Genomic DNA, 15,554 nt, shown 5'->3' with positions numbered 1-15,554 from the left:
ATGCGACGCTTCGCCTGCCGACTGCTCGACACCGGCCCGGTCATCGTCCTGGCCGTCATCGCGGGTGCCGGATCGTTCACCCACATCCGCGACACCGCCGCCGACCACGGCCAAACGGGCTGGATGTCCTGGGCGGTGGCCGTCTGCATCGACCTCACCTGCGTCATGGCCGCCCGCGAACGCCAGCGTGACAAGACGACCGGCAGGGTACGGCGGGGCCGGATCACCTGGCCCGTCCTCGTCCTGTCCGGCGGCGTCGTCCTGTCCCTGGCCGCCAACCTGGCCCAGGCCAACCCGAGCGTCTGGGGCTGGATCACCGCCGCCACCCCGGCCGCCGCGTTCCTGATCGCCGTCTCCATGCTGGAGCGCCGGACCGCCGCCCGTCCCGAGCCGTCCCCGGCCGCCGTCCACGAACTCGCGCCCCTCCCAGAGACCGAGGACGACCAGCAGGACGAGCCGGAGGCCGGCCCCGCGCCCGCACTACTCGACTACGCCCGCCGCGTCGCCGACGAACACCACGCCCGGCACGGCAAACCCATCACCCGCGACGCCCTCCGCGCCCGCCTGGGCGTCTCCAACCAACTCGCCTCCGACCTGCTCCACACCCTGCGAACCGCCTGACCGAAGGGAGAACACCGATGACCGACCGCCGAACCACTGTGATCAACGGGCTGCGTGACCTCGCCGCCTACTTCGAGGCCAATCCGGACATCCCGCTGCCTCGGCACAGCATCAGCGTGCAGTACTTCCCGGCCACGGCCGACGACGCGGCGATGCGGGCCGACATCGACCGCGTTGCCGCGCTCCTCGGCACCGAGATCGACCCCGAGGATCTGCTCTTCGGCCACTACAAGGCGGCGCTGAGCTTCGGCCCCGTCCGCTACGAGGCACTCGCCGTCCTGGCCGACGCCCGCGCCCGCCACGAGGCCACCAACAGCTACCGCGACAACATCGCGATCACCTGACAGGGGGAACGATCATGCGAATCCGCCTCGACGGCACCCGTGCCGAGATCATCGACGCCCTGTTCCGGTTGCGCCTGAACTTCACCGTCTCCGGCGTCTCCCGCGCCTACCCCGACCGCGCCAAGCCGCACCACTGGCGGGTCTACGTCAACACCACACCCCGCGAAGGGAGGTGACCCCCATGACGCGCTACCGCTGCTGCACCTGCAACGGAACCGGCCTCGACAGCGACAGCGAGTCCTGCGCCGACTGCCACGGCACCGGCGTCGACAACCACGGCGCCTAACGCGCGGCGCCCCCGGCCTGGCCGTACATCCGCCAAGACACCTGCCAGGTCGGGGGCCATCCCTCCACCCGAACGAGTGAAAGGAGGTCTCCATCTTGCCCGCAAGCCACACCCATCCGCATGCGATCACGGGCCTGATCACCCGACTCAACGCGCCCGACTACGACCGGTGGGCCGCCCAGATCCGCGCCACCGGCGGATGCCGCCAGCCGATCCACCTTCGTGGCAAGGTCGACCACTACGACGCCACAACTGGCCGACTCCTGCACCGCTACACCACCCGCCACGAACCCGACGGCGTCCTGCGCCTGCCGTGCAAGACCCGCCGCGCCTCCCGCTGCCCCGCCTGCGCCGAGATCTATCGCGCCGACACCTACCACCTCATCCGCGCCGGCCTCATCGGCGGCAAGGGTGTCCCCGAGACCGTCACCGACCACCCCACGCTCTTCGTCACCCTCACCGCCCCGTCCTTCGGCCCCGTCCACACCCGCCGGGACAGCGGAACCTGCCACGCCCGCCGCAACGCCCCGACCTGCCCACACGGCACCGTCATGTCCTGCACAGCCAAACACGGCCCCCACGACCCACGTCTCGGCGAACCGCTGTGCCCGGACTGCTACGACTACACCGGTTCGGTCCTGTTCAACGCCCTGGCCCCGCTGTTGTGGAAGCGCCTGGCCGACTCCCTCCGCCGGCACCTGGCCAAGCTCGGCGGCCTGGCCCTGCGCGAACTGCGCGACCACCTGACTGTCTCCTTCGCCAAGGTCGCCGAATACCAGCGCCGCGGCGTCGTCCACTTCCACGCCGTCATCCGCCTCGACGGTCCCGACGGCCCCACCACACCACCGCCGTCCTGGGCCACCGCCGAAACCCTGGAGCAAGCCGTACGGCACGCCACCCGCGTCGTCAGCGCCCTCGTTCCCGCCGTCGACGACCAACCGGTCCGCCTGTTCAAGTGGGGCGCCCAACTCGACGTCCGTCCCATCACTCTCGACGGCGACCTCACCGAACAAGCCGTCGCGGGCTACATCGCCAAATACGCCACCAAGGCGGCCGAGTGCGTCGGCACCCTCGACCGCCGCATCAACCCACTCGACAACCTCGACGCCTTCAACCTCCGTGACCACGCCAAACGCCTGATCGCCGAATGCCTACGCCTGGGCGCCATCGAGGGCCTGGCCGACCTCCGGCTCACCCAGTGGGCGCACATGCTCGGCTTCCGCGGCCACTTCTCCACCCGATCCCGCCACTACGGCCCCACCCTCGGCGACCTCCGCGCCGCCCGCGAAGACCACGCCCGCGACCACGAAATCACCACCGGACGCCTGCCGCTCTTCGACGAGGACACCGTCCTCGTGATCAGCGAATGGACCTACACGGGCAAGGGCCACTCCGCAGGAGATCAACTCCTCGCCGCCGCGTTGACCGGCGGAAGGAGTCGCCCATGACCCGGCTCCTCCTCACCGTCCCCGAGGCTGCCGAAGCGCTGGCCATCTCGCGCAGCAAGCTCTATCAACTGCTCGCCTCCGGCGCGATCTCCTCGCTGCGTATCGATGGCTCACGCCGCATTCCTGTCTCCGCCCTCAACGACTACATCACCCACCTCACCGCGAAGGAGGACGCAGCGTGACCAAGACCATCGTAGAAAGCGCAGACGAACCGGCCCGAAAGAAGAAGACGCCCAAGCTACGTGACGGCGTAGTGAAGCGCGGAACCACCTGGTCTTATGTCATCCGGGTCAAGGACCCGGAGACCGGCGAGAGCCGACCCCGCTGGGTGGGCGGGTTCGCAACCGAGGACGACGCGAAAGCCGCCCGGGACGAAGCGCGGATCAAAGCTCGGCGCGGCGAGTACGTCGACCGCAACACGATCGCCATCGGCGAGTACCTGGACGAGTGGATCGAGGCTCACGCCGTCGAGATCAAGCCCAAGACGCTCGCGGACTACCGGCACATCCTCGACCGATACATCAAGCCCCACATCGGGAGCCTGCGACTGCAAGCCGTACGCCCGTCCACGATCACGAAGCTGTACCGGGATCTCATGGCCGGCGGCGGCAAGAACGGCCGGCCTCTCTCCTCCCGGACGGTCGACTATGTCCATGCCGTCCTCCGCAAGGCCTTCCGCGACGCGGTGGACGTCGACGAGTTGCTCTCCTCCAGCCCGGTCGAGAAGGCCAAGCGCCCGCGCCGCGAGGTCAGTGAGCCGGGAACCGTCTGGACCGCGGACCAGCTCAAGGCGTTCCTCCAGGGCGCCCGGGATCACCGGCTCTGGGCCTTCTTCCACGTCGCGGCCTACACAGGTGCCCGACGTGGCGAACTTCTCCACCTCCGCTGGTCCGACGTGGACCTCGACGACAAGCAGCTCGTCATCAGGGGTTCGGCGTCGTTCATCGGAGGCAAGCGCATCGAGGGGACCACCAAGAGCGGCAGGAAGCGCATCGTCAGCATCGACGACGGCACGATCCACGTCCTCCGCAACCAACACAAGATGCAGGCCGCCGACAAGCTCAAGGTCGGCCCGGAATGGCGGGGAGGCGGCGACTACGTTTTCACGACAGGCTGGGGCGAACCGATCCACCCGGACACCGTCAGCTCGCTCTTCCCAACGCTGGTCAAGCGCTACAACGAAATGCACCCGAAAACCCCGCTACCGCATGCCCGGCTGCACGATCTCCGACACATTCACGCGACCACGCTCCTCCTGGCAGGCGTGCCCGTCCACGTCGTCGCGGCCCGCCTCGGCCACGCTGACCCGTCCATCACGCTGCGCGTCTACGCACACGTGATCCGCACGGCCGAAGCCTCAGCGGCAGACGTCTTCGCTCAAGCCATCGGCGAGTAGCGGGAGCCACCCGGGAGCCACGCTGTTAGCAGCGGTGTTAGCAAGATCCCGAGATTGTCCTGACAAACACGAAGGCCCGCTACCAGGTTGTCCCTGGTAGCGGGCCTTTCGAGTGAGCGCGGCCGAGAGGACTCGAACCCCTAACCTTCTGATCCGTAGTCAGATGCTCTATCCATTGAGCTACGGCCGCTCGCTGCATACCGCCTGACCTGCGGGTCCGGGCGACAGGTAGAAGACTACCAGACTCGTACGGTGCATTTAGCCGTTCTAATCGCGGGTCGCCGGTTGCCCCACCGCAGGCGAATGGAGCAGAATGAAGCACCGCGAAGCAGTGCGGAATTCTAAAGCCGCCGTAGCTCCATAGCTGGAAGGTCTGACAGTGGCCGACAACGTCATTCCCCTCGACCGCTCCCGCCCCCGGCGACGAACCAGCGCGGCCAGCCGCGCAATCCCCATCCCACGCGGCGCCGCGCTCCCCGCCTGCCTAGAATCGTGGACGTTGAGCCTCGAATCCAAGAACCTCTCCACGAAAACCCTCAGGAGCTACACCGACTCGGTAAAGGCGTTCATCGCCTACCTCGCCGAGCACGACATGCCGGGCGACGCCGAGGGCGTCCAGGCCGAGCACGTCCGCGCCTTCCTCGTCCACGAGCGGCTCCGCACCTCGCCGGCGTCCGCGGACTGCCACTTCCGCAACCTGCGCGTCTTCTGGGGCTGGCTCTGCTCCGAAGACGGCGGGCCCGAACGCACCACCGCCAGTCCCGTCCTGAAGGGCGACCGCCCCCAAGTCGCGCGGAAGACGAAGAAGTACATCACCGAGGACGAGCAGCGGAAGATCCTCGCCACCGCGCGGGGCAACACCTTCGAGGACCGCCGCGACACCGCACTCCTGACGCTCCTGTACGACGCTGGGCCTCGAGCGAGCGGCATCATGGGCGTCCGCTACACGCCCCGGGATCCAGAGACTCACGACGTCGACTTGAAAGGCCGGCGGCTGCGCATCCGGTTGAAGGGCGGTGACGAGCACTGGCTCCCGCTCGGCTCGAAGGCGGCCGCGGCGCTCGACCGCTACATCCGCGCCAGGAGCGCCCACAGCAAGGCCCTCACGAGCCCGTGGCTGTGGCTCGGCATCCAAGGCCGCAACACCTCTCACATGACTCCCGAGGGCCTCAGGGACATGCTGGCGCGGCGCGGAGAGTTCGCGGGGATCGACGACAAGGTGACCCCACACCGATATCGGGGCACGGCCGCGCACCAGCTGCTGCGCGCGGGCGCGAGCAAGGATGCGGTCCAGCGGATCCTCGGCTGGAAGACCTCCGACATGGTCGAGCACTACACCGACGACCTGGCCGACGAGCGGGCCCGGGAGGTGCACGCGAGGTTCTCGCCGGCGGATCGGCTCGGATGATGACGGATCTGTCATCGCTTGAATTCGTGGCCTGATCTGCGAAAACACTCTCGCCCGACATTCCCCGATGACGGATGACAGTTTTCCCATCGTTCCCCTCTTACGCGTGCGCGCGCATGCGGGCGCGTATACGTACGTGGGAGGGGAATGGGAGAAAATCTGTCATCCGTCATCGCATGATCGTCGCCGGGCGCGTTTCCGCTGGTAGTCCGGCGTTTTCCTCGCGATGACAGTTCCGCGCATGTGTCACGCACCCGAATCAGGGTTGAACTTTTTACCACCAAATGTGAAGATCTTTCACCGGAGACGTGACCTAGCGCGAGCGATTAACTACGATTCGCGAGTGGAGCCTCACGCTAGGCGACAGCAAACCCCGTGAGCACCGCACGGCGGGAAGTTGCATCCAGGCGACGGCTCCCGCCGTGCGGGCGCCTGTGGCTTCGACCTCGGTGGCGAGAGGTCGAAGCAGGGCCTTCCTTGGCGAAGGTAGATGTACGGGACCTATCCGTGGTGGATAGGTTCCCCTACCTCCATTCACCAGCGCAAATTCCGGCCATTGCGGCATTTCGTGACATCTGCGGGCACAAATAAGGGCGATCCGTTACAGACAGCTACCTGTCTACATCTCAACGTCGGTATGCATGAACCGGCGCAGAAAACGTTGCAGAACGCCCCTTCTTTCTCACACATCGCACACGTAGAGTGAACCTTCGCCGTCGCCTGGAAACTACGGCAAAGGGCCCTTGTCTGCGCCAACGGGTCACTGGGGGAAGGAAAACCCTAAATGGCACATCCGTCCATCGTCCGCACCGTCGTCATTGGCAGCACAGCAACCGCTCTGCTGTGGGCGGCGACGATCACCTTGGCGCTGACCGAGTACGGCAGCGACCGCCTCCACCTGACCCTCCTCGTCGGATCGTTCCTGGTAGCGAGTGCCAGTCTCACCGTGATCGGCCTCATGGTCATCAAGGCTTCGACCGACCGCGCCATCGCCGATGCTCACACGATCGCCGCGCAGGCCTCGGCAGACATCCGGGCCGCGGTCACCCAGGTCGCGGAAGAACTCAACGCCGCCGTGGCGCAGGCCGCCGACGAGCTGCACGAAGCAGTGGCCGAGGTGGGCAAGGCGTGCCGACGGGATCACGAGATCACCGAGCACGCGAAGCTGCTCATGGCGCGGCTGAACGCGGCCATGCCGCAGGTGAAGGGCCACGACTGGGCCGCGTGACGTTGCCGGGGGGCCGCTCGGGGGCGGCCTCCCCTACCGTTTGAGGGGCTCGCGCGTCAGCGCGAGGTCTTCCGGTTCGGCCAGGCCGGTGATGATGAGGGTTTCCCCGAGGGTGAGGTTGGCCGCCTCCGCAGCCGCGCGCAGTATGGAGATCTGGCGTTCGGCCGCGTCGTGGTCGAAGCCGCGGAGCTCCAGGCGGATGGGGCCGGTGGGCGCGGTGTAGATGATGCGGGTGAGCGTCGTCTCGACGATGCTGTCGGCTTCCTGGCCGTGGCCGGCCAGCCGCATGGCATCTTCGAATTCCATGCCGATCGCGTTCGCGATCTTCTTGACGGTTCGCAGGATGGGCGGGTTGGCCTGGGTGGCGAGCCGGTCGTAGCTGACGCGGCCGATCCCGATTCTCTTCACCCAGTCGACCTTGGACAGGTCTTTAGCGCCTCGGGCGCGTTCTGCGGCGAGCCATAGGGGCCGGCCGGGGGTGCGGTCGTGCTGTCCCTCGCTGCTCATGCACCGTATTGAATCACGGTGCTTCAAATCGGGCGAGACATAGTTTGGTCACCCTTACTTCCCGTTGCATTACGTTGCCGCCCCATGCTCCTCAATGCTTCGTATTGCGTCACTAGACGTCTCTGTGTATCGTCAGCTTCGCAATGCTCCACAACGCAACATCCAGTGAGGCTCCATGACACTGACCGTCGAGGAGGTCCAGGAACGGCTCGGCATCGGCCGCTCCACGGTCCTCCGCATGCTCAACTCCGGCACGCTGACCGGCACGAAGAAGCACGCATGTGGCACCCCGTGCGGCTCCCCCGAGACCTGCAAGCAGGGCACGTGGGCGCTGGACGAGGAGCCGGTGCAGGTGCGTCTCCAGGCCATGAAGCAGGCCGGCTGATGGCGGCCAGTCCGGAGCGACGGTCGGCGATCGCCAAGCTCGCGGTTCACGCCTCATGGGCGCGGACCCCGGACAGGCGCGAGCGCACGCAGGCCGCGACCATCGCCTCCCCGGTCTCGCTCGAGTACTGGGAGGACCGGCTGCGTGCTGAGGGTGTCGTCTCGGAGGCCGACATCCCCGCCGCGGCCGTCAACGCGAGGTCGGCGGAGATGCGCCGGCGGGCGCTCAAGTCCGCCGCGTCGCGGGCCCGCAACAAGGCCGCCCGCGAGGCGGCGCTCAGGCAGCTCGCCGAGTCGGCCTGACGCTGGACGGCCCGCCACTCGATTGCAGCGGGTGACGGGCCCAGCATCCACAAAACCCCACGTCACGAGAGGTAGGACACCATGTCCAACGCTACCAAGTTCGAGCACGAGTCCCTGTTGACCCCGTCCGAGGTCGCCGCCATGTTCCGCGTCGACCCGAAGACCGTCACCCGCTGGGCGAAGGCCGGGAAGCTCTCCTCGATCCGCACCATCGGCGGCCACCGCCGCTACCGCGAGACCGAGGTCCGCGCCCTCCTGGCCGGCGTCCCCGTCAACACCTCCGCGGAGTAGGCGATGCGGTTCGCCGACATGCGGGAGGGCACCATCGCCCGCGTCCCGAAGGTGAACGCAAAGCCCGGCGACCCGCTCCCGCCCGCGGTCCGCATCGACCACGTCCCGACCCGGTGTGGGGTCCGCACCTGCGCCGCTCTCGACGTCGTCGCGCACGACGTGGAGAGCGAGCAGGAGCGCTACTACCACCGGAAGCCCGACTTCCAGGTCATCGAGATCACCCCCGCCGAGGAGTCCCCGTGATCCGCGACACCCACATCCAGCACTTGCGCGACCAGGTGGAGCAGGCCAGGCGCGACCTGGCGGGCTTCGAGCGCATGCTGCTCCTGGCCGAGCAGGAGGCGCGCGTCGGCCAGGTGCTGCCCGACCCGATGATGCCCCTCAACGCGCCTTGGCCGGCCCCGCCCGCGGGCCGCCCGCCGTACGAGCCGACCCAGTTCAACGAGCTGCCGCCGAAGCAGGAAGGCGCGTTCCAGGCGTTCGAGGCGGGGCACGACGAGCTGGCCGCCGAGGAAGAGCAGCAGCGCGGGCGGCGGCCATGACCAAGAAGAAGACCATCGGCAACTTCATCGTCCCGCTGATCGGCATCATCCTCCTGGACCTGCTCGCCGGGTGGGGGTTGATGCGGCTGCTCGAGATGCTGCACGACGAGTGGTCGTCGGCTGTGCCCACCATGGGGTACTGGACCGCGTTCTTCACCGTCGTTCTGGCCGGGCTGGTCCTGTCGCCGTTCCGGGCGAGATGGGACGACTGATGGCCGTGATCCTGGCCCTGCTCGTCGCGCTCGCGGCCGCCCTCCTCGGGACGGCGGCCGCCCGCCGCCGCTGGTGGACCCACGCGTTCGCCGCCGGCGCATGCAGCTTCCTCGCCCTGTTCGTCGCCATCTACCTGACCGGCCCGGCCGCCGAGTTCCAGCTGCCGATGTGGGTCAGCGCGGCCGCCGCGCTTCTCGTCCTCCCGACGTCCGGCTGGCTGGCCGTGACGGCGTGGATGTGCGGCAGGAAGGGTGGCCGGTCGTGAACGAGATGGAGGTGAAGCACGCGCTCTACGTCGACCGCGTCAAACCTCTCCTGGAGCGCGGCCGGCAGCTCGAGCAGACACTGAAGGCGATCGCCCAGGTGCTGGAGAAGGAGCGCGTCTCCGAGATCGGGCTGCACGCCGCTCTGGACAAGGTGCGCGCCCTCACCGCGCTCGCGCTGGCCGACCCGATGCCTCCGAGGCCGCGATGACGCGCGGGCCGCGCTCGTGGACGATCGAGCTGCCCGCCGGCATGGAGTTGCTCAACTCCAACCAGCGCTGCCACTGGCGGGTCCGCGCCGAACGCACCAAGCGCATCCGGTCCACCGCCGAGATCCTCGCCCGCGGCGCCAAGATCCCTCTCCTGGCGCGGGCGCACATCATCGGCGAGTTCCGGCCGCCCGACCGGCGCCGGCGGGACGTCGCCAACCTGTACCCGTCGTTCAAGGCGGCCATCGACGGGCTCGTCGACGCGGGCGTCCTCGAAGACGACGACGACACCCACCTTGTCGGCCCGGACATGCGGCTCGGCCCTGTCGGGCTCGGCCAGCTCGTCCTCCACATCCATGAACTCTTCGAGGAGGCGTCGTGACGCAACTCGTCCTCTTCAAGCCCCGAGAGGCGACTCAGAAGCCTGCACCTGAGTGGGGTGTATGGCTGTCCGAGATCGGCATGACGGCGGTGACGCCCGACGTCATGACCTGGTGGATCCCCTACCGGCACCGCTTCGAGACGTCGGGCAAGGTCCGCGTTCTCGACGCGATCGTGCCAGGAGAGATCATCGAGATCGGCCCCTACACCGGCCGCGACGACGCCGAGTTCCTGGCCGAGTATCTGGTCAGCCAGGGCGTCCACCCGAAGCATCTCAAGGTCCGGCGGTGGGTGTCGTGACGCGCCGATTCCAACTCAAGCGCTACACCGACGTCTCCGGGGTTTCCGGCATCGGGATCGTCGCCGACGGCGTCCAGTGGCCCGACGGCACCGTCACCCTGCGCTGGCGGGGCGACCGGCCGTCCACCGTCTGCTGGGACAACCTCGACGACGCCGAGGCCGTGCACGGGCACGCGGGTGCCACCAAGGTCGTCTGGCTCGACGAGGAGCCAACCCACATCCACGAAGGCCAGGGAGCCCTCCTATGAAATTCACGCTCTTGGCAGGAGAGTTGGCCGACGCCGTCGGCTGGGTCTCCCCCGCCCTCCCCAAGCGGCCAGCCGCGCCCGTCCTCGGCGGCATCCTCATCGAAGCTGGCGACGTCGGCGAGTGGGAAGGGCTGGCGCTGTCGGCCTTCGACTACGACACTTCCCGGCAGATCACGATCGAGCTGGACTCGACCATCGACCCGGGCCGGGCTCTGCTGCCTGGCCGTGTCCTGGCCGAGCTGGTGAAGGCGCTGCCGAAGGGCGAGCTCGTCGACGTCGCGGTCGAGGAGAAGGAGGCGGTCATCCGCTGCGGCCGGGCCGAGTTCGCGCTCCCGCTCATGGACGTCGACGACTACCCGAACCTGCCCACGCGGCCGGCCGCGGTCGGCACCGTCCACTCGAAGATGCTCGCCCACGCGGTCGCCCAGGCCGCGGTCGCCGCCAGCACCGACACCTCGCTACCACAGCTGACCGGCGTCCGGCTCGACGTAGGCGACGGCCTCATCGACCTGGCCGCCACCGACCGGTACCGGCTGACGTGGCGCACCCTCGCCTGGTCGCCCGTCCTCGACGGCCCCCACGATGTGAAGGCGCTGATCCCCGCCCGCGTCCTGCAGGACATCGCCCGCAGCCTTCCCGAGGGGGACGTCGAGGTGGGGCTCAGCGATGGGCTGGCGTCGTTCACCTGCAAGGGCCGGTCTACCACGGTGCGGCTGCTCGACCCCCAGTTCATCGACTTCCGCGCGATGTTCGCCAAGATGGAGCCGACCAGCATCGCTACGGTCGACGGCGGCGAGCTGGTCAAGGTCGTGAAACGGGTCGCCTTGATGGCGCCGCGGAGCGCGCCGGTGCGGCTGTCGTTCGGCCAGGGCCGCGTCCTCGTCGAGGCCGGCGGCGAAGAGGGGCGCGCCGCCGAGGTGGTCGACTGCAAGCTGGACGGCGCCGACGTGACGATCCCGTTCAACGCCGCCTACCTGGTGGACGCGCTCAACGCGTTCACTGGCGGGCTGGTGCAGGTCGGCGTGTCCCAGGCGGGCAAGCCGTGCCTGTTCAAGCGCGCCGACGACGACACCTACCAGCACATCGTCATGTCGATCAGGGACTCCTGATGGGAGGCCAGGCGATGGCCGCCGACCTCCCCGAGCTGGAGGTTCGCGAGCGTGCGGCGATGGTGACCGTGACCATGCACGACGGCGACAAGGTCACCGTCACCACCTGGACCACGTGCGTCGGCGTGGCCGGGTTCGTCCGGAGCTTCCTCGGTGAGCCGAGCAGCACGTACGTCGTCAACCTGCGGGAGGGCTCATGATCGGCTGGTTCCGCAGGAAGGCCGCCCTGCTCGCCGAGCTGGAGGAGGCCCGCGAGCAGGCCATAGCCGTGGCCGCGCAACGTGATCAGGCTCACGAGCAGCTCGCCGAACTCATCAGGCCGGGATCGCTACGCAGCCAGGTGCTGAGAGAGAAGGCGCGCGCCGACGCGCTCGCTGCGCGGGTGGAGTTGCTGCAGGCGGCGAACATGCGCCTTCACCAGCGCTGAATCACTGTGCTTCAAATCTGGCAATCTCCTCTTGCTTCGTAATGCTCCGTCTTGTAACGTCTTAGCTACCAGAACGGAGCAAGACGGAGTGAGGGGAGAGAGCCAGATGACGCAGGAGCTCGCGGAGGACATCGCCCGCCTCGACCGCATGACGCGGGAGGAGCTCGACCTGGAGGTCGGCCTGACGAAGGCGCTCATCGCGTCCGGCCGGGCTGACGCCGAGGACCGCCAGTACTGGGCCGAGCTGGAGAAGCGGACGAGCTGACGGGTGCGCGGGATGGCCGGCCATCGGGGGTCCGGCCATCCCGCAGACCTTCCAGACGCCCACAGGCCACCGAGCGAGAAAGAAGAAAGAAGCCATGAACGACGACGAGGCGGACACCTTCCTCGACACCTGCACGAAGCAGGAGATGCGCTCGATGCTCAACATACTCTCCGGGTACGAGCCGAAGGGCTTCGCATTCGCTGCGGACATGATCAAGCAGCTTCGCCGGGCGGGTGCCAACCGATGACTACCCTGTTCACCCAGCCCGGCGCCTTCACCGCGCCCGCATTCACCGCCCCTGTCGCGGCCGCCGCACCGGTGTTCGAGCACCCGCCCACCCCGGAGCAGGCCGCCATCCTGGAGGCCGCCCGGCAGGGCCAGGACCTGGTGATCGAGGCGGGCGCGGGCACCGGCAAGACCTCGACGCTGAAGATGGTCGCGGCGAGCACGCCGAGGCGCGGCCTCTACCTGGCCTACAACCGGGCGATCGCCGAAGACGCCCGCGCCTCGTTCCCGGCCAACGTGCAGTGCGCCACCGCCCACAGCCTCGCGTTCCGGGCGGTCGGCCACCAGTTCGCGCACCGGCTCAACGGGCCGCGCCTGCCCGCGCGGGAGGTGGCGCGCTTCCTGAAGATCCCGGCCGTGCTCGACCTCGGCGCCCACGCCCTCACCTCGGTGAAGGCCGCCAGGATCGTCATGGACGCGGTGGCCGCGTTCTGCCACTCCTCCAGCGACGAACCGGCCTGGTGGCACATCCACGACATCCCCGGTCTGGACGTCGACCCGGGCGCGATGACCGAGCTACGCCAGCAGCTGGTGCCCATGCTCTACCGCGCCTGGGAGGACCTCATCTCCCTCGACGGGAAGCTGAAGTTCACCCACGACCACTACCTGAAAATGTGGGCCCTGGGCCGCCCGGTCCTCCCGGCCGACTTCGTCATGTTGGACGAAGCCCAGGACGCCAACCCGGTCATCGCCCAGATCGTCGAGAACCAGTCCTCACAGACGATCCTGGTCGGCGACCAGTCCCAGGCCATCTACGGATGGCGTGGCGCGGTCGACGCGATGGAGGGCTTCGAGGGCGCCCGCTTCCAGCTCTCCCAGTCGTTCCGCTTCGGGCAGCGCATCGCCGACGAGGCCAACGTCTGGCTCGACCTGCTCGGCGCGCCGCTTCGCCTCACTGGCAACCCGGCCAAGGATTCCCGGCTGGACCGGGTCGACTCGCCGGCCGCGGTGCTGTGCCGTACCAACGCGGGGGCGCTCGGGCAGGCGATGGCCGCGATCACGGCCGGGCATCGGCCCGCGCTGGTCGGCGGCGGCGACGACATCCGCCGCCTCGCCCTCGCCTGCCAGGACCTGCGCAACGGCAAGGGAACCGAGCACCCGGAGCTGATGGCGTTCCGCAGCTGGGCGGAGGTGAAGGAGTACGCCGAGCACGACGCCGGCGGCCAGGACCTGAAGACCCTCGTCAAGCTGGTCGACTCGCACGGGCCCGAGCGGATCCTCCGCGTCGTCGACCAGCTGGTCGACGAGCACAACGCCGACGTCGTCATCTCCACCGCGCACCGCGCGAAGGGCCGCGAGTGGGAGACCGTCCGCCTGGCCGCCGACTGGTCCGAGCCGTACGACCAGGAAGGCCACCTCATCCCGGCCGAGGCGATGCTCGCCTACGTCGCCGTCACCCGCGCCAAGCAGGTGCTCGACTGCCGCACGCTCGGCGCCCGTCAGGCCGAGCAGGAGCCGCATCACGAGGACTGCATGTGCAAGGCGTGTGGCGGCGACCCGTGGGAGGGCACCTGGGGGCCCGCCACTGCGGACGAGCCTTCGCCCATCCACAGAACCTCGCTCGACCCCGCCCAGCAGGTCCCGACCGTCGGAGACTCCACCGCCGTGGACACCCTCACCCCCGACCCCGAGCGGGTCGAGACGGACCTCCCGGCCGAGCTGGTCGGCTGGCTGCAGCTCGCCAAGGACGCCGCCGACCACGAGGCCGGGTGGAAGGCCGTTAAGGAGCAGGCGCAGCAGAAGGTCAAGGACCACCTCGACGCGCGCGGAATCGACGAGGCCACTGTCGCCGGGCGCCCCGCCGTCACCTGGAAGCAGTCGAAGGCCGGTACCCAGCTCGACGGCAAGCGCCTGCAGAAGGACCACCCCGACATCTACGCGGCCTACCTGATCGAGAAGAAGGCCGCCCGCCCCTTCAAGCTGACCGGAGACTGGACATGAGCCAGAAAGAGTTCATCATCCGCGCCGCCCACTACTACGAGTACCGGGTCACCGCAGAAGACGCCGACGAGGCCGAGCAGATGCTCAACGAAGGCGACGCGGGCGAAGGCGAATGCACCGGCTACAGCGTCGATGAGGTCATCTCCAGCGACAAGGCGGAGGACTTCGACGCCGAGGACGAGCGCGCCAAGTGCGTGTGCGGCCACCTCTTCGTGAATGAGCACTCTGGCCTGTGGTCTGGAGAGGTCGGCAAGTATCCGAAGCCGAACCCGCGGGCCTGCGACAAGCTCGGCTGCAGCTGTCTGGACCCGGTCGAGGCGGTAGCAGCGTGACGGTCGCTTTCTCGCAGCCGGACGCGGGGTGGGCCACCACCCCGCTGTCCGGGCTGGCCGCCACCATCGCCACCAACGTCGTCACCACCGTCAAGCACGCTGGCGAGCACGCCCCCAGGTCCCTGCAGCGCACGATCGGCCCGTCCGAGATCGGCATGCCCTGCGTCCGCCGGTTGGCCTACAAGCTGTGCGACCACCCCGAGACCAACGTCGGCGGCGACCCGTGGGCGTCCATCATCGGCACCAGCGTCCACGCCTGGATGGAGCAGACGTACGACGCCGAGAACGCCCGGCTCGGCCGGGAGCGCTACCTGATCGAGAAGCGACTCCACATCCGCGGCAACATCTACGGCTCCGCCGACCTGTACGACCGCGACACCAGGACGAACATGGACTGGAAAGTCACGGGCGCCGACCGGGTCAAGAAGTACGCCAAGGACGGGCCCGGCGACCAGTACCGGATCCAGGCCCACCTGTACGGGCTCGGCCAGGAGAACGCCGGCGAAACCCCCGAGCACGTGGCGATCGTGTTCCTGCCGCGCGGCGGGCGGATCGACGGACTGCACGTCTGGTGCGAGCCGTACGACCGCAGCGTGGCCGAGGCCGCGCTGGAGCGCATGGACCACGTGCTCACCGCGTTGACCGTGCTCGACCCGCCCACCAACCCGCACAACTGGGCCGCGTTCCCGGCCACCGAGTCCTACTGCACGTTCTGCCCCTGGTTCGCGCCCGGGTCGACGGACGCGAGTAGAGGGTGTCCAGGCGCCTCGTAGTCGGATCTACACAAACCCGCGCAAGCTCCATATTGCTTCACAGTGCTTCA

At 68.5% G+C, this 15,554-nt stretch carries 28 protein-coding genes and 1 tRNA gene; 27 read left to right on the top strand and 2 right to left on the bottom strand.

Translation table 11 applies throughout. The features are described from left to right. From ACWENQ_RS08575 to ACWENQ_RS08550, 6 genes are all read left to right on the top strand, one after another. Positions 1-621, top strand: a complete 621-nt coding sequence (locus ACWENQ_RS08575) for a DUF2637 domain-containing protein (protein WP_452413359.1) — start codon at positions 1-3, stop codon at positions 619-621. Between the two features lie 17 nt (positions 622-638). Beyond that, positions 639-965 (top strand): hypothetical protein, encoded by a 327-nt coding sequence (locus ACWENQ_RS08570; protein ID WP_452413357.1) that lies wholly within the window; start codon positions 639-641, stop codon positions 963-965. A gap of 14 nt (positions 966-979) precedes the next feature. After that, positions 980-1,141 (top strand): hypothetical protein, encoded by a 162-nt coding sequence (locus ACWENQ_RS08565; protein ID WP_452413355.1) that lies wholly within the window; start codon positions 980-982, stop codon positions 1,139-1,141. 205 nt (positions 1,142-1,346) lie between these two features. Further along, positions 1,347-2,699: a replication initiator gene (locus ACWENQ_RS08560; protein ID WP_452413353.1), complete on the top strand. Its 1,353-nt coding sequence runs from the start codon at positions 1,347-1,349 to the stop codon at positions 2,697-2,699. Beyond that, entirely contained in the window at positions 2,696-2,881 is a 186-nt protein-coding gene (locus tag ACWENQ_RS08555; protein WP_452413352.1) for a helix-turn-helix domain-containing protein, read from the top strand. Before ACWENQ_RS08560 ends, ACWENQ_RS08555 begins: the two co-directional genes overlap by 4 nt. Beyond that, positions 2,878-4,095, top strand: coding sequence for a tyrosine-type recombinase/integrase (locus ACWENQ_RS08550; protein ID WP_452413351.1), 1,218 nt, complete (start codon positions 2,878-2,880; stop codon positions 4,093-4,095). Before ACWENQ_RS08555 ends, ACWENQ_RS08550 begins: the two co-directional genes overlap by 4 nt. Before the next feature lie 117 nt (positions 4,096-4,212). On the opposite strand, the gene ACWENQ_RS08545 is transcribed toward ACWENQ_RS08550, so the two are convergent. After that, positions 4,213-4,285, bottom strand: a tRNA-Arg gene (locus ACWENQ_RS08545). 189 nt (positions 4,286-4,474) lie between these two features. On the opposite strand from ACWENQ_RS08545, the gene ACWENQ_RS08540 reads away from it, so the two are divergent. Together ACWENQ_RS08540 and ACWENQ_RS08535 are read left to right on the top strand one after the other, a co-directional pair. Next, complete coding sequence (locus ACWENQ_RS08540) at positions 4,475-5,503, top strand: tyrosine-type recombinase/integrase (RefSeq protein ID WP_452413350.1); 1,029 nt, start codon at positions 4,475-4,477, stop codon at positions 5,501-5,503. 862 nt (positions 5,504-6,365) lie between these two features. Beyond that, on the top strand, positions 6,366-6,731 hold the full coding sequence (locus ACWENQ_RS08535) for a hypothetical protein (protein ID WP_452413349.1): 366 nt from the start codon (positions 6,366-6,368) through the stop codon (positions 6,729-6,731). 33 nt (positions 6,732-6,764) lie between these two features. Here ACWENQ_RS08535 and ACWENQ_RS08530 read toward each other — a convergent pair whose 3' ends face one another. Then, entirely contained in the window at positions 6,765-7,238 is a 474-nt protein-coding gene (locus ACWENQ_RS08530; protein ID WP_452413348.1) for a hypothetical protein, read from the bottom strand. Positions 7,239-7,413: 175 nt separating this feature from the next. Between ACWENQ_RS08530 and ACWENQ_RS08525 the strand changes: the two genes are divergently transcribed. The 19 genes from ACWENQ_RS08525 (at position 7,414) to ACWENQ_RS08435 (ending at position 15,504) form a co-directional block, all read left to right on the top strand. Further along, entirely contained in the window at positions 7,414-7,623 is a 210-nt protein-coding gene (locus tag ACWENQ_RS08525; RefSeq protein WP_452413346.1) for a helix-turn-helix domain-containing protein, read from the top strand. Next, positions 7,623-7,925, top strand: a complete 303-nt coding sequence (locus tag ACWENQ_RS08520; RefSeq protein ID WP_452413344.1) for a hypothetical protein — start codon at positions 7,623-7,625, stop codon at positions 7,923-7,925. The genes ACWENQ_RS08525 and ACWENQ_RS08520 overlap by 1 nt, the downstream gene beginning before the upstream one ends. 81 nt (positions 7,926-8,006) lie before the next feature. Next, positions 8,007-8,216 (top strand): BldC family transcriptional regulator, encoded by a 210-nt coding sequence (locus ACWENQ_RS08515; protein ID WP_452413342.1) that lies wholly within the window; start codon positions 8,007-8,009, stop codon positions 8,214-8,216. Positions 8,217-8,219: 3 nt separating this feature from the next. Next, positions 8,220-8,459: a hypothetical protein gene (locus ACWENQ_RS08510; protein ID WP_452413340.1), complete on the top strand. Its 240-nt coding sequence runs from the start codon at positions 8,220-8,222 to the stop codon at positions 8,457-8,459. After that, entirely contained in the window at positions 8,456-8,758 is a 303-nt protein-coding gene (locus ACWENQ_RS08505; protein WP_452413339.1) for a hypothetical protein, read from the top strand. The genes ACWENQ_RS08510 and ACWENQ_RS08505 overlap by 4 nt, the downstream gene beginning before the upstream one ends. Beyond that, entirely contained in the window at positions 8,755-8,970 is a 216-nt protein-coding gene (locus tag ACWENQ_RS08500; protein ID WP_452413337.1) for a hypothetical protein, read from the top strand. Before ACWENQ_RS08505 ends, ACWENQ_RS08500 begins: the two co-directional genes overlap by 4 nt. After that, positions 8,970-9,236, top strand: coding sequence for a hypothetical protein (locus ACWENQ_RS08495; protein WP_452413335.1), 267 nt, complete (start codon positions 8,970-8,972; stop codon positions 9,234-9,236). The genes ACWENQ_RS08500 and ACWENQ_RS08495 overlap by 1 nt, the downstream gene beginning before the upstream one ends. Continuing rightward, positions 9,233-9,445 (top strand): hypothetical protein, encoded by a 213-nt coding sequence (locus ACWENQ_RS08490; protein WP_452413333.1) that lies wholly within the window; start codon positions 9,233-9,235, stop codon positions 9,443-9,445. The genes ACWENQ_RS08495 and ACWENQ_RS08490 overlap by 4 nt, the downstream gene beginning before the upstream one ends. Further along, positions 9,442-9,825, top strand: a complete 384-nt coding sequence (locus ACWENQ_RS08485) for a hypothetical protein (protein ID WP_452413332.1) — start codon at positions 9,442-9,444, stop codon at positions 9,823-9,825. Before ACWENQ_RS08490 ends, ACWENQ_RS08485 begins: the two co-directional genes overlap by 4 nt. Next, positions 9,822-10,124, top strand: a complete 303-nt coding sequence (locus ACWENQ_RS08480) for a hypothetical protein (protein WP_452413330.1) — start codon at positions 9,822-9,824, stop codon at positions 10,122-10,124. Before ACWENQ_RS08485 ends, ACWENQ_RS08480 begins: the two co-directional genes overlap by 4 nt. Next, positions 10,121-10,372, top strand: coding sequence for a hypothetical protein (locus tag ACWENQ_RS08475; protein WP_452413328.1), 252 nt, complete (start codon positions 10,121-10,123; stop codon positions 10,370-10,372). The genes ACWENQ_RS08480 and ACWENQ_RS08475 overlap by 4 nt, the downstream gene beginning before the upstream one ends. Further along, entirely contained in the window at positions 10,369-11,481 is a 1,113-nt protein-coding gene (gene dnaN, locus ACWENQ_RS08470) for a DNA polymerase III subunit beta (RefSeq protein ID WP_452413326.1), read from the top strand. The genes ACWENQ_RS08475 and dnaN overlap by 4 nt, the downstream gene beginning before the upstream one ends. Next, positions 11,481-11,681: a hypothetical protein gene (locus ACWENQ_RS08465; protein WP_452413324.1), complete on the top strand. Its 201-nt coding sequence runs from the start codon at positions 11,481-11,483 to the stop codon at positions 11,679-11,681. The genes dnaN and ACWENQ_RS08465 overlap by 1 nt, the downstream gene beginning before the upstream one ends. Further along, the gene (locus ACWENQ_RS08460) at positions 11,678-11,908 is read left to right on the top strand and encodes a hypothetical protein (RefSeq protein ID WP_452413323.1); all 231 of its coding nucleotides are present in this window, start codon (positions 11,678-11,680) and stop codon (positions 11,906-11,908) included. The genes ACWENQ_RS08465 and ACWENQ_RS08460 overlap by 4 nt, the downstream gene beginning before the upstream one ends. Before the next feature lie 106 nt (positions 11,909-12,014). Then, positions 12,015-12,173 (top strand): hypothetical protein, encoded by a 159-nt coding sequence (locus ACWENQ_RS08455; protein ID WP_452413322.1) that lies wholly within the window; start codon positions 12,015-12,017, stop codon positions 12,171-12,173. 94 nt (positions 12,174-12,267) lie between these two features. Next, positions 12,268-12,420, top strand: a complete 153-nt coding sequence (locus ACWENQ_RS08450) for a hypothetical protein (protein WP_452413321.1) — start codon at positions 12,268-12,270, stop codon at positions 12,418-12,420. Further along, complete coding sequence (locus ACWENQ_RS08445) at positions 12,417-14,399, top strand: UvrD-helicase domain-containing protein (protein ID WP_452413319.1); 1,983 nt, start codon at positions 12,417-12,419, stop codon at positions 14,397-14,399. Before ACWENQ_RS08450 ends, ACWENQ_RS08445 begins: the two co-directional genes overlap by 4 nt. Then, a complete protein-coding gene (locus ACWENQ_RS08440; protein ID WP_452413318.1) occupies positions 14,396-14,731 on the top strand; it encodes a hypothetical protein in 336 nt (111 codons plus the stop codon). Before ACWENQ_RS08445 ends, ACWENQ_RS08440 begins: the two co-directional genes overlap by 4 nt. Then, positions 14,728-15,504, top strand: a complete 777-nt coding sequence (locus ACWENQ_RS08435; RefSeq protein WP_452413317.1) for a hypothetical protein — start codon at positions 14,728-14,730, stop codon at positions 15,502-15,504. Before ACWENQ_RS08440 ends, ACWENQ_RS08435 begins: the two co-directional genes overlap by 4 nt. Positions 15,505-15,554 lie beyond the last annotated feature (50 nt).

The sequence above is a fragment of the Nonomuraea sp. NPDC004354 genome, assembly GCF_053602555.1.
Note: the sequence above shows the minus strand (reverse complement) of the source record. Positions and strands in the feature narration are given on the sequence as shown.

What these genes read in the sequence shown, in the direction of transcription:
- ACWENQ_RS08565 (WP_452413355.1), top strand. Translation starts at nt 980, where the DNA reads ATGCGAATCCGCCTCGACGGCACCCGTGCCGAGATCATCGACGCCCTG.
- ACWENQ_RS08510 (WP_452413340.1), top strand. Translation starts at nt 8,220, where the DNA reads ATGCGGTTCGCCGACATGCGGGAGGGCACCATCGCCCGCGTCCCGAAG.
- ACWENQ_RS08530 (WP_452413348.1), bottom strand. Translation starts at nt 7,238, where the DNA reads ATGAGCAGCGAGGGACAGCACGACCGCACCCCCGGCCGGCCCCTATGG.
- ACWENQ_RS08450 (WP_452413321.1), top strand. Translation starts at nt 12,268, where the DNA reads ATGAACGACGACGAGGCGGACACCTTCCTCGACACCTGCACGAAGCAG.
- ACWENQ_RS08570 (WP_452413357.1), top strand. Translation starts at nt 639, where the DNA reads ATGACCGACCGCCGAACCACTGTGATCAACGGGCTGCGTGACCTCGCC.
- ACWENQ_RS08445 (WP_452413319.1), top strand. Translation starts at nt 12,417, where the DNA reads ATGACTACCCTGTTCACCCAGCCCGGCGCCTTCACCGCGCCCGCATTC.
- ACWENQ_RS08525 (WP_452413346.1), top strand. Translation starts at nt 7,414, where the DNA reads ATGACACTGACCGTCGAGGAGGTCCAGGAACGGCTCGGCATCGGCCGC.
- ACWENQ_RS08455 (WP_452413322.1), top strand. Translation starts at nt 12,015, where the DNA reads ATGACGCAGGAGCTCGCGGAGGACATCGCCCGCCTCGACCGCATGACG.
- ACWENQ_RS08515 (WP_452413342.1), top strand. Translation starts at nt 8,007, where the DNA reads ATGTCCAACGCTACCAAGTTCGAGCACGAGTCCCTGTTGACCCCGTCC.
- dnaN (WP_452413326.1), top strand. Translation starts at nt 10,369, where the DNA reads ATGAAATTCACGCTCTTGGCAGGAGAGTTGGCCGACGCCGTCGGCTGG.
- ACWENQ_RS08575 (WP_452413359.1), top strand. Translation starts at nt 1, where the DNA reads ATGCGACGCTTCGCCTGCCGACTGCTCGACACCGGCCCGGTCATCGTC.
- ACWENQ_RS08555 (WP_452413352.1), top strand. Translation starts at nt 2,696, where the DNA reads ATGACCCGGCTCCTCCTCACCGTCCCCGAGGCTGCCGAAGCGCTGGCC.
- ACWENQ_RS08500 (WP_452413337.1), top strand. Translation starts at nt 8,755, where the DNA reads ATGACCAAGAAGAAGACCATCGGCAACTTCATCGTCCCGCTGATCGGC.
- ACWENQ_RS08495 (WP_452413335.1), top strand. Translation starts at nt 8,970, where the DNA reads ATGGCCGTGATCCTGGCCCTGCTCGTCGCGCTCGCGGCCGCCCTCCTC.
- ACWENQ_RS08465 (WP_452413324.1), top strand. Translation starts at nt 11,481, where the DNA reads ATGGGAGGCCAGGCGATGGCCGCCGACCTCCCCGAGCTGGAGGTTCGC.
- ACWENQ_RS08485 (WP_452413332.1), top strand. Translation starts at nt 9,442, where the DNA reads ATGACGCGCGGGCCGCGCTCGTGGACGATCGAGCTGCCCGCCGGCATG.
- ACWENQ_RS08440 (WP_452413318.1), top strand. Translation starts at nt 14,396, where the DNA reads ATGAGCCAGAAAGAGTTCATCATCCGCGCCGCCCACTACTACGAGTAC.
- ACWENQ_RS08520 (WP_452413344.1), top strand. Translation starts at nt 7,623, where the DNA reads ATGGCGGCCAGTCCGGAGCGACGGTCGGCGATCGCCAAGCTCGCGGTT.
- ACWENQ_RS08460 (WP_452413323.1), top strand. Translation starts at nt 11,678, where the DNA reads ATGATCGGCTGGTTCCGCAGGAAGGCCGCCCTGCTCGCCGAGCTGGAG.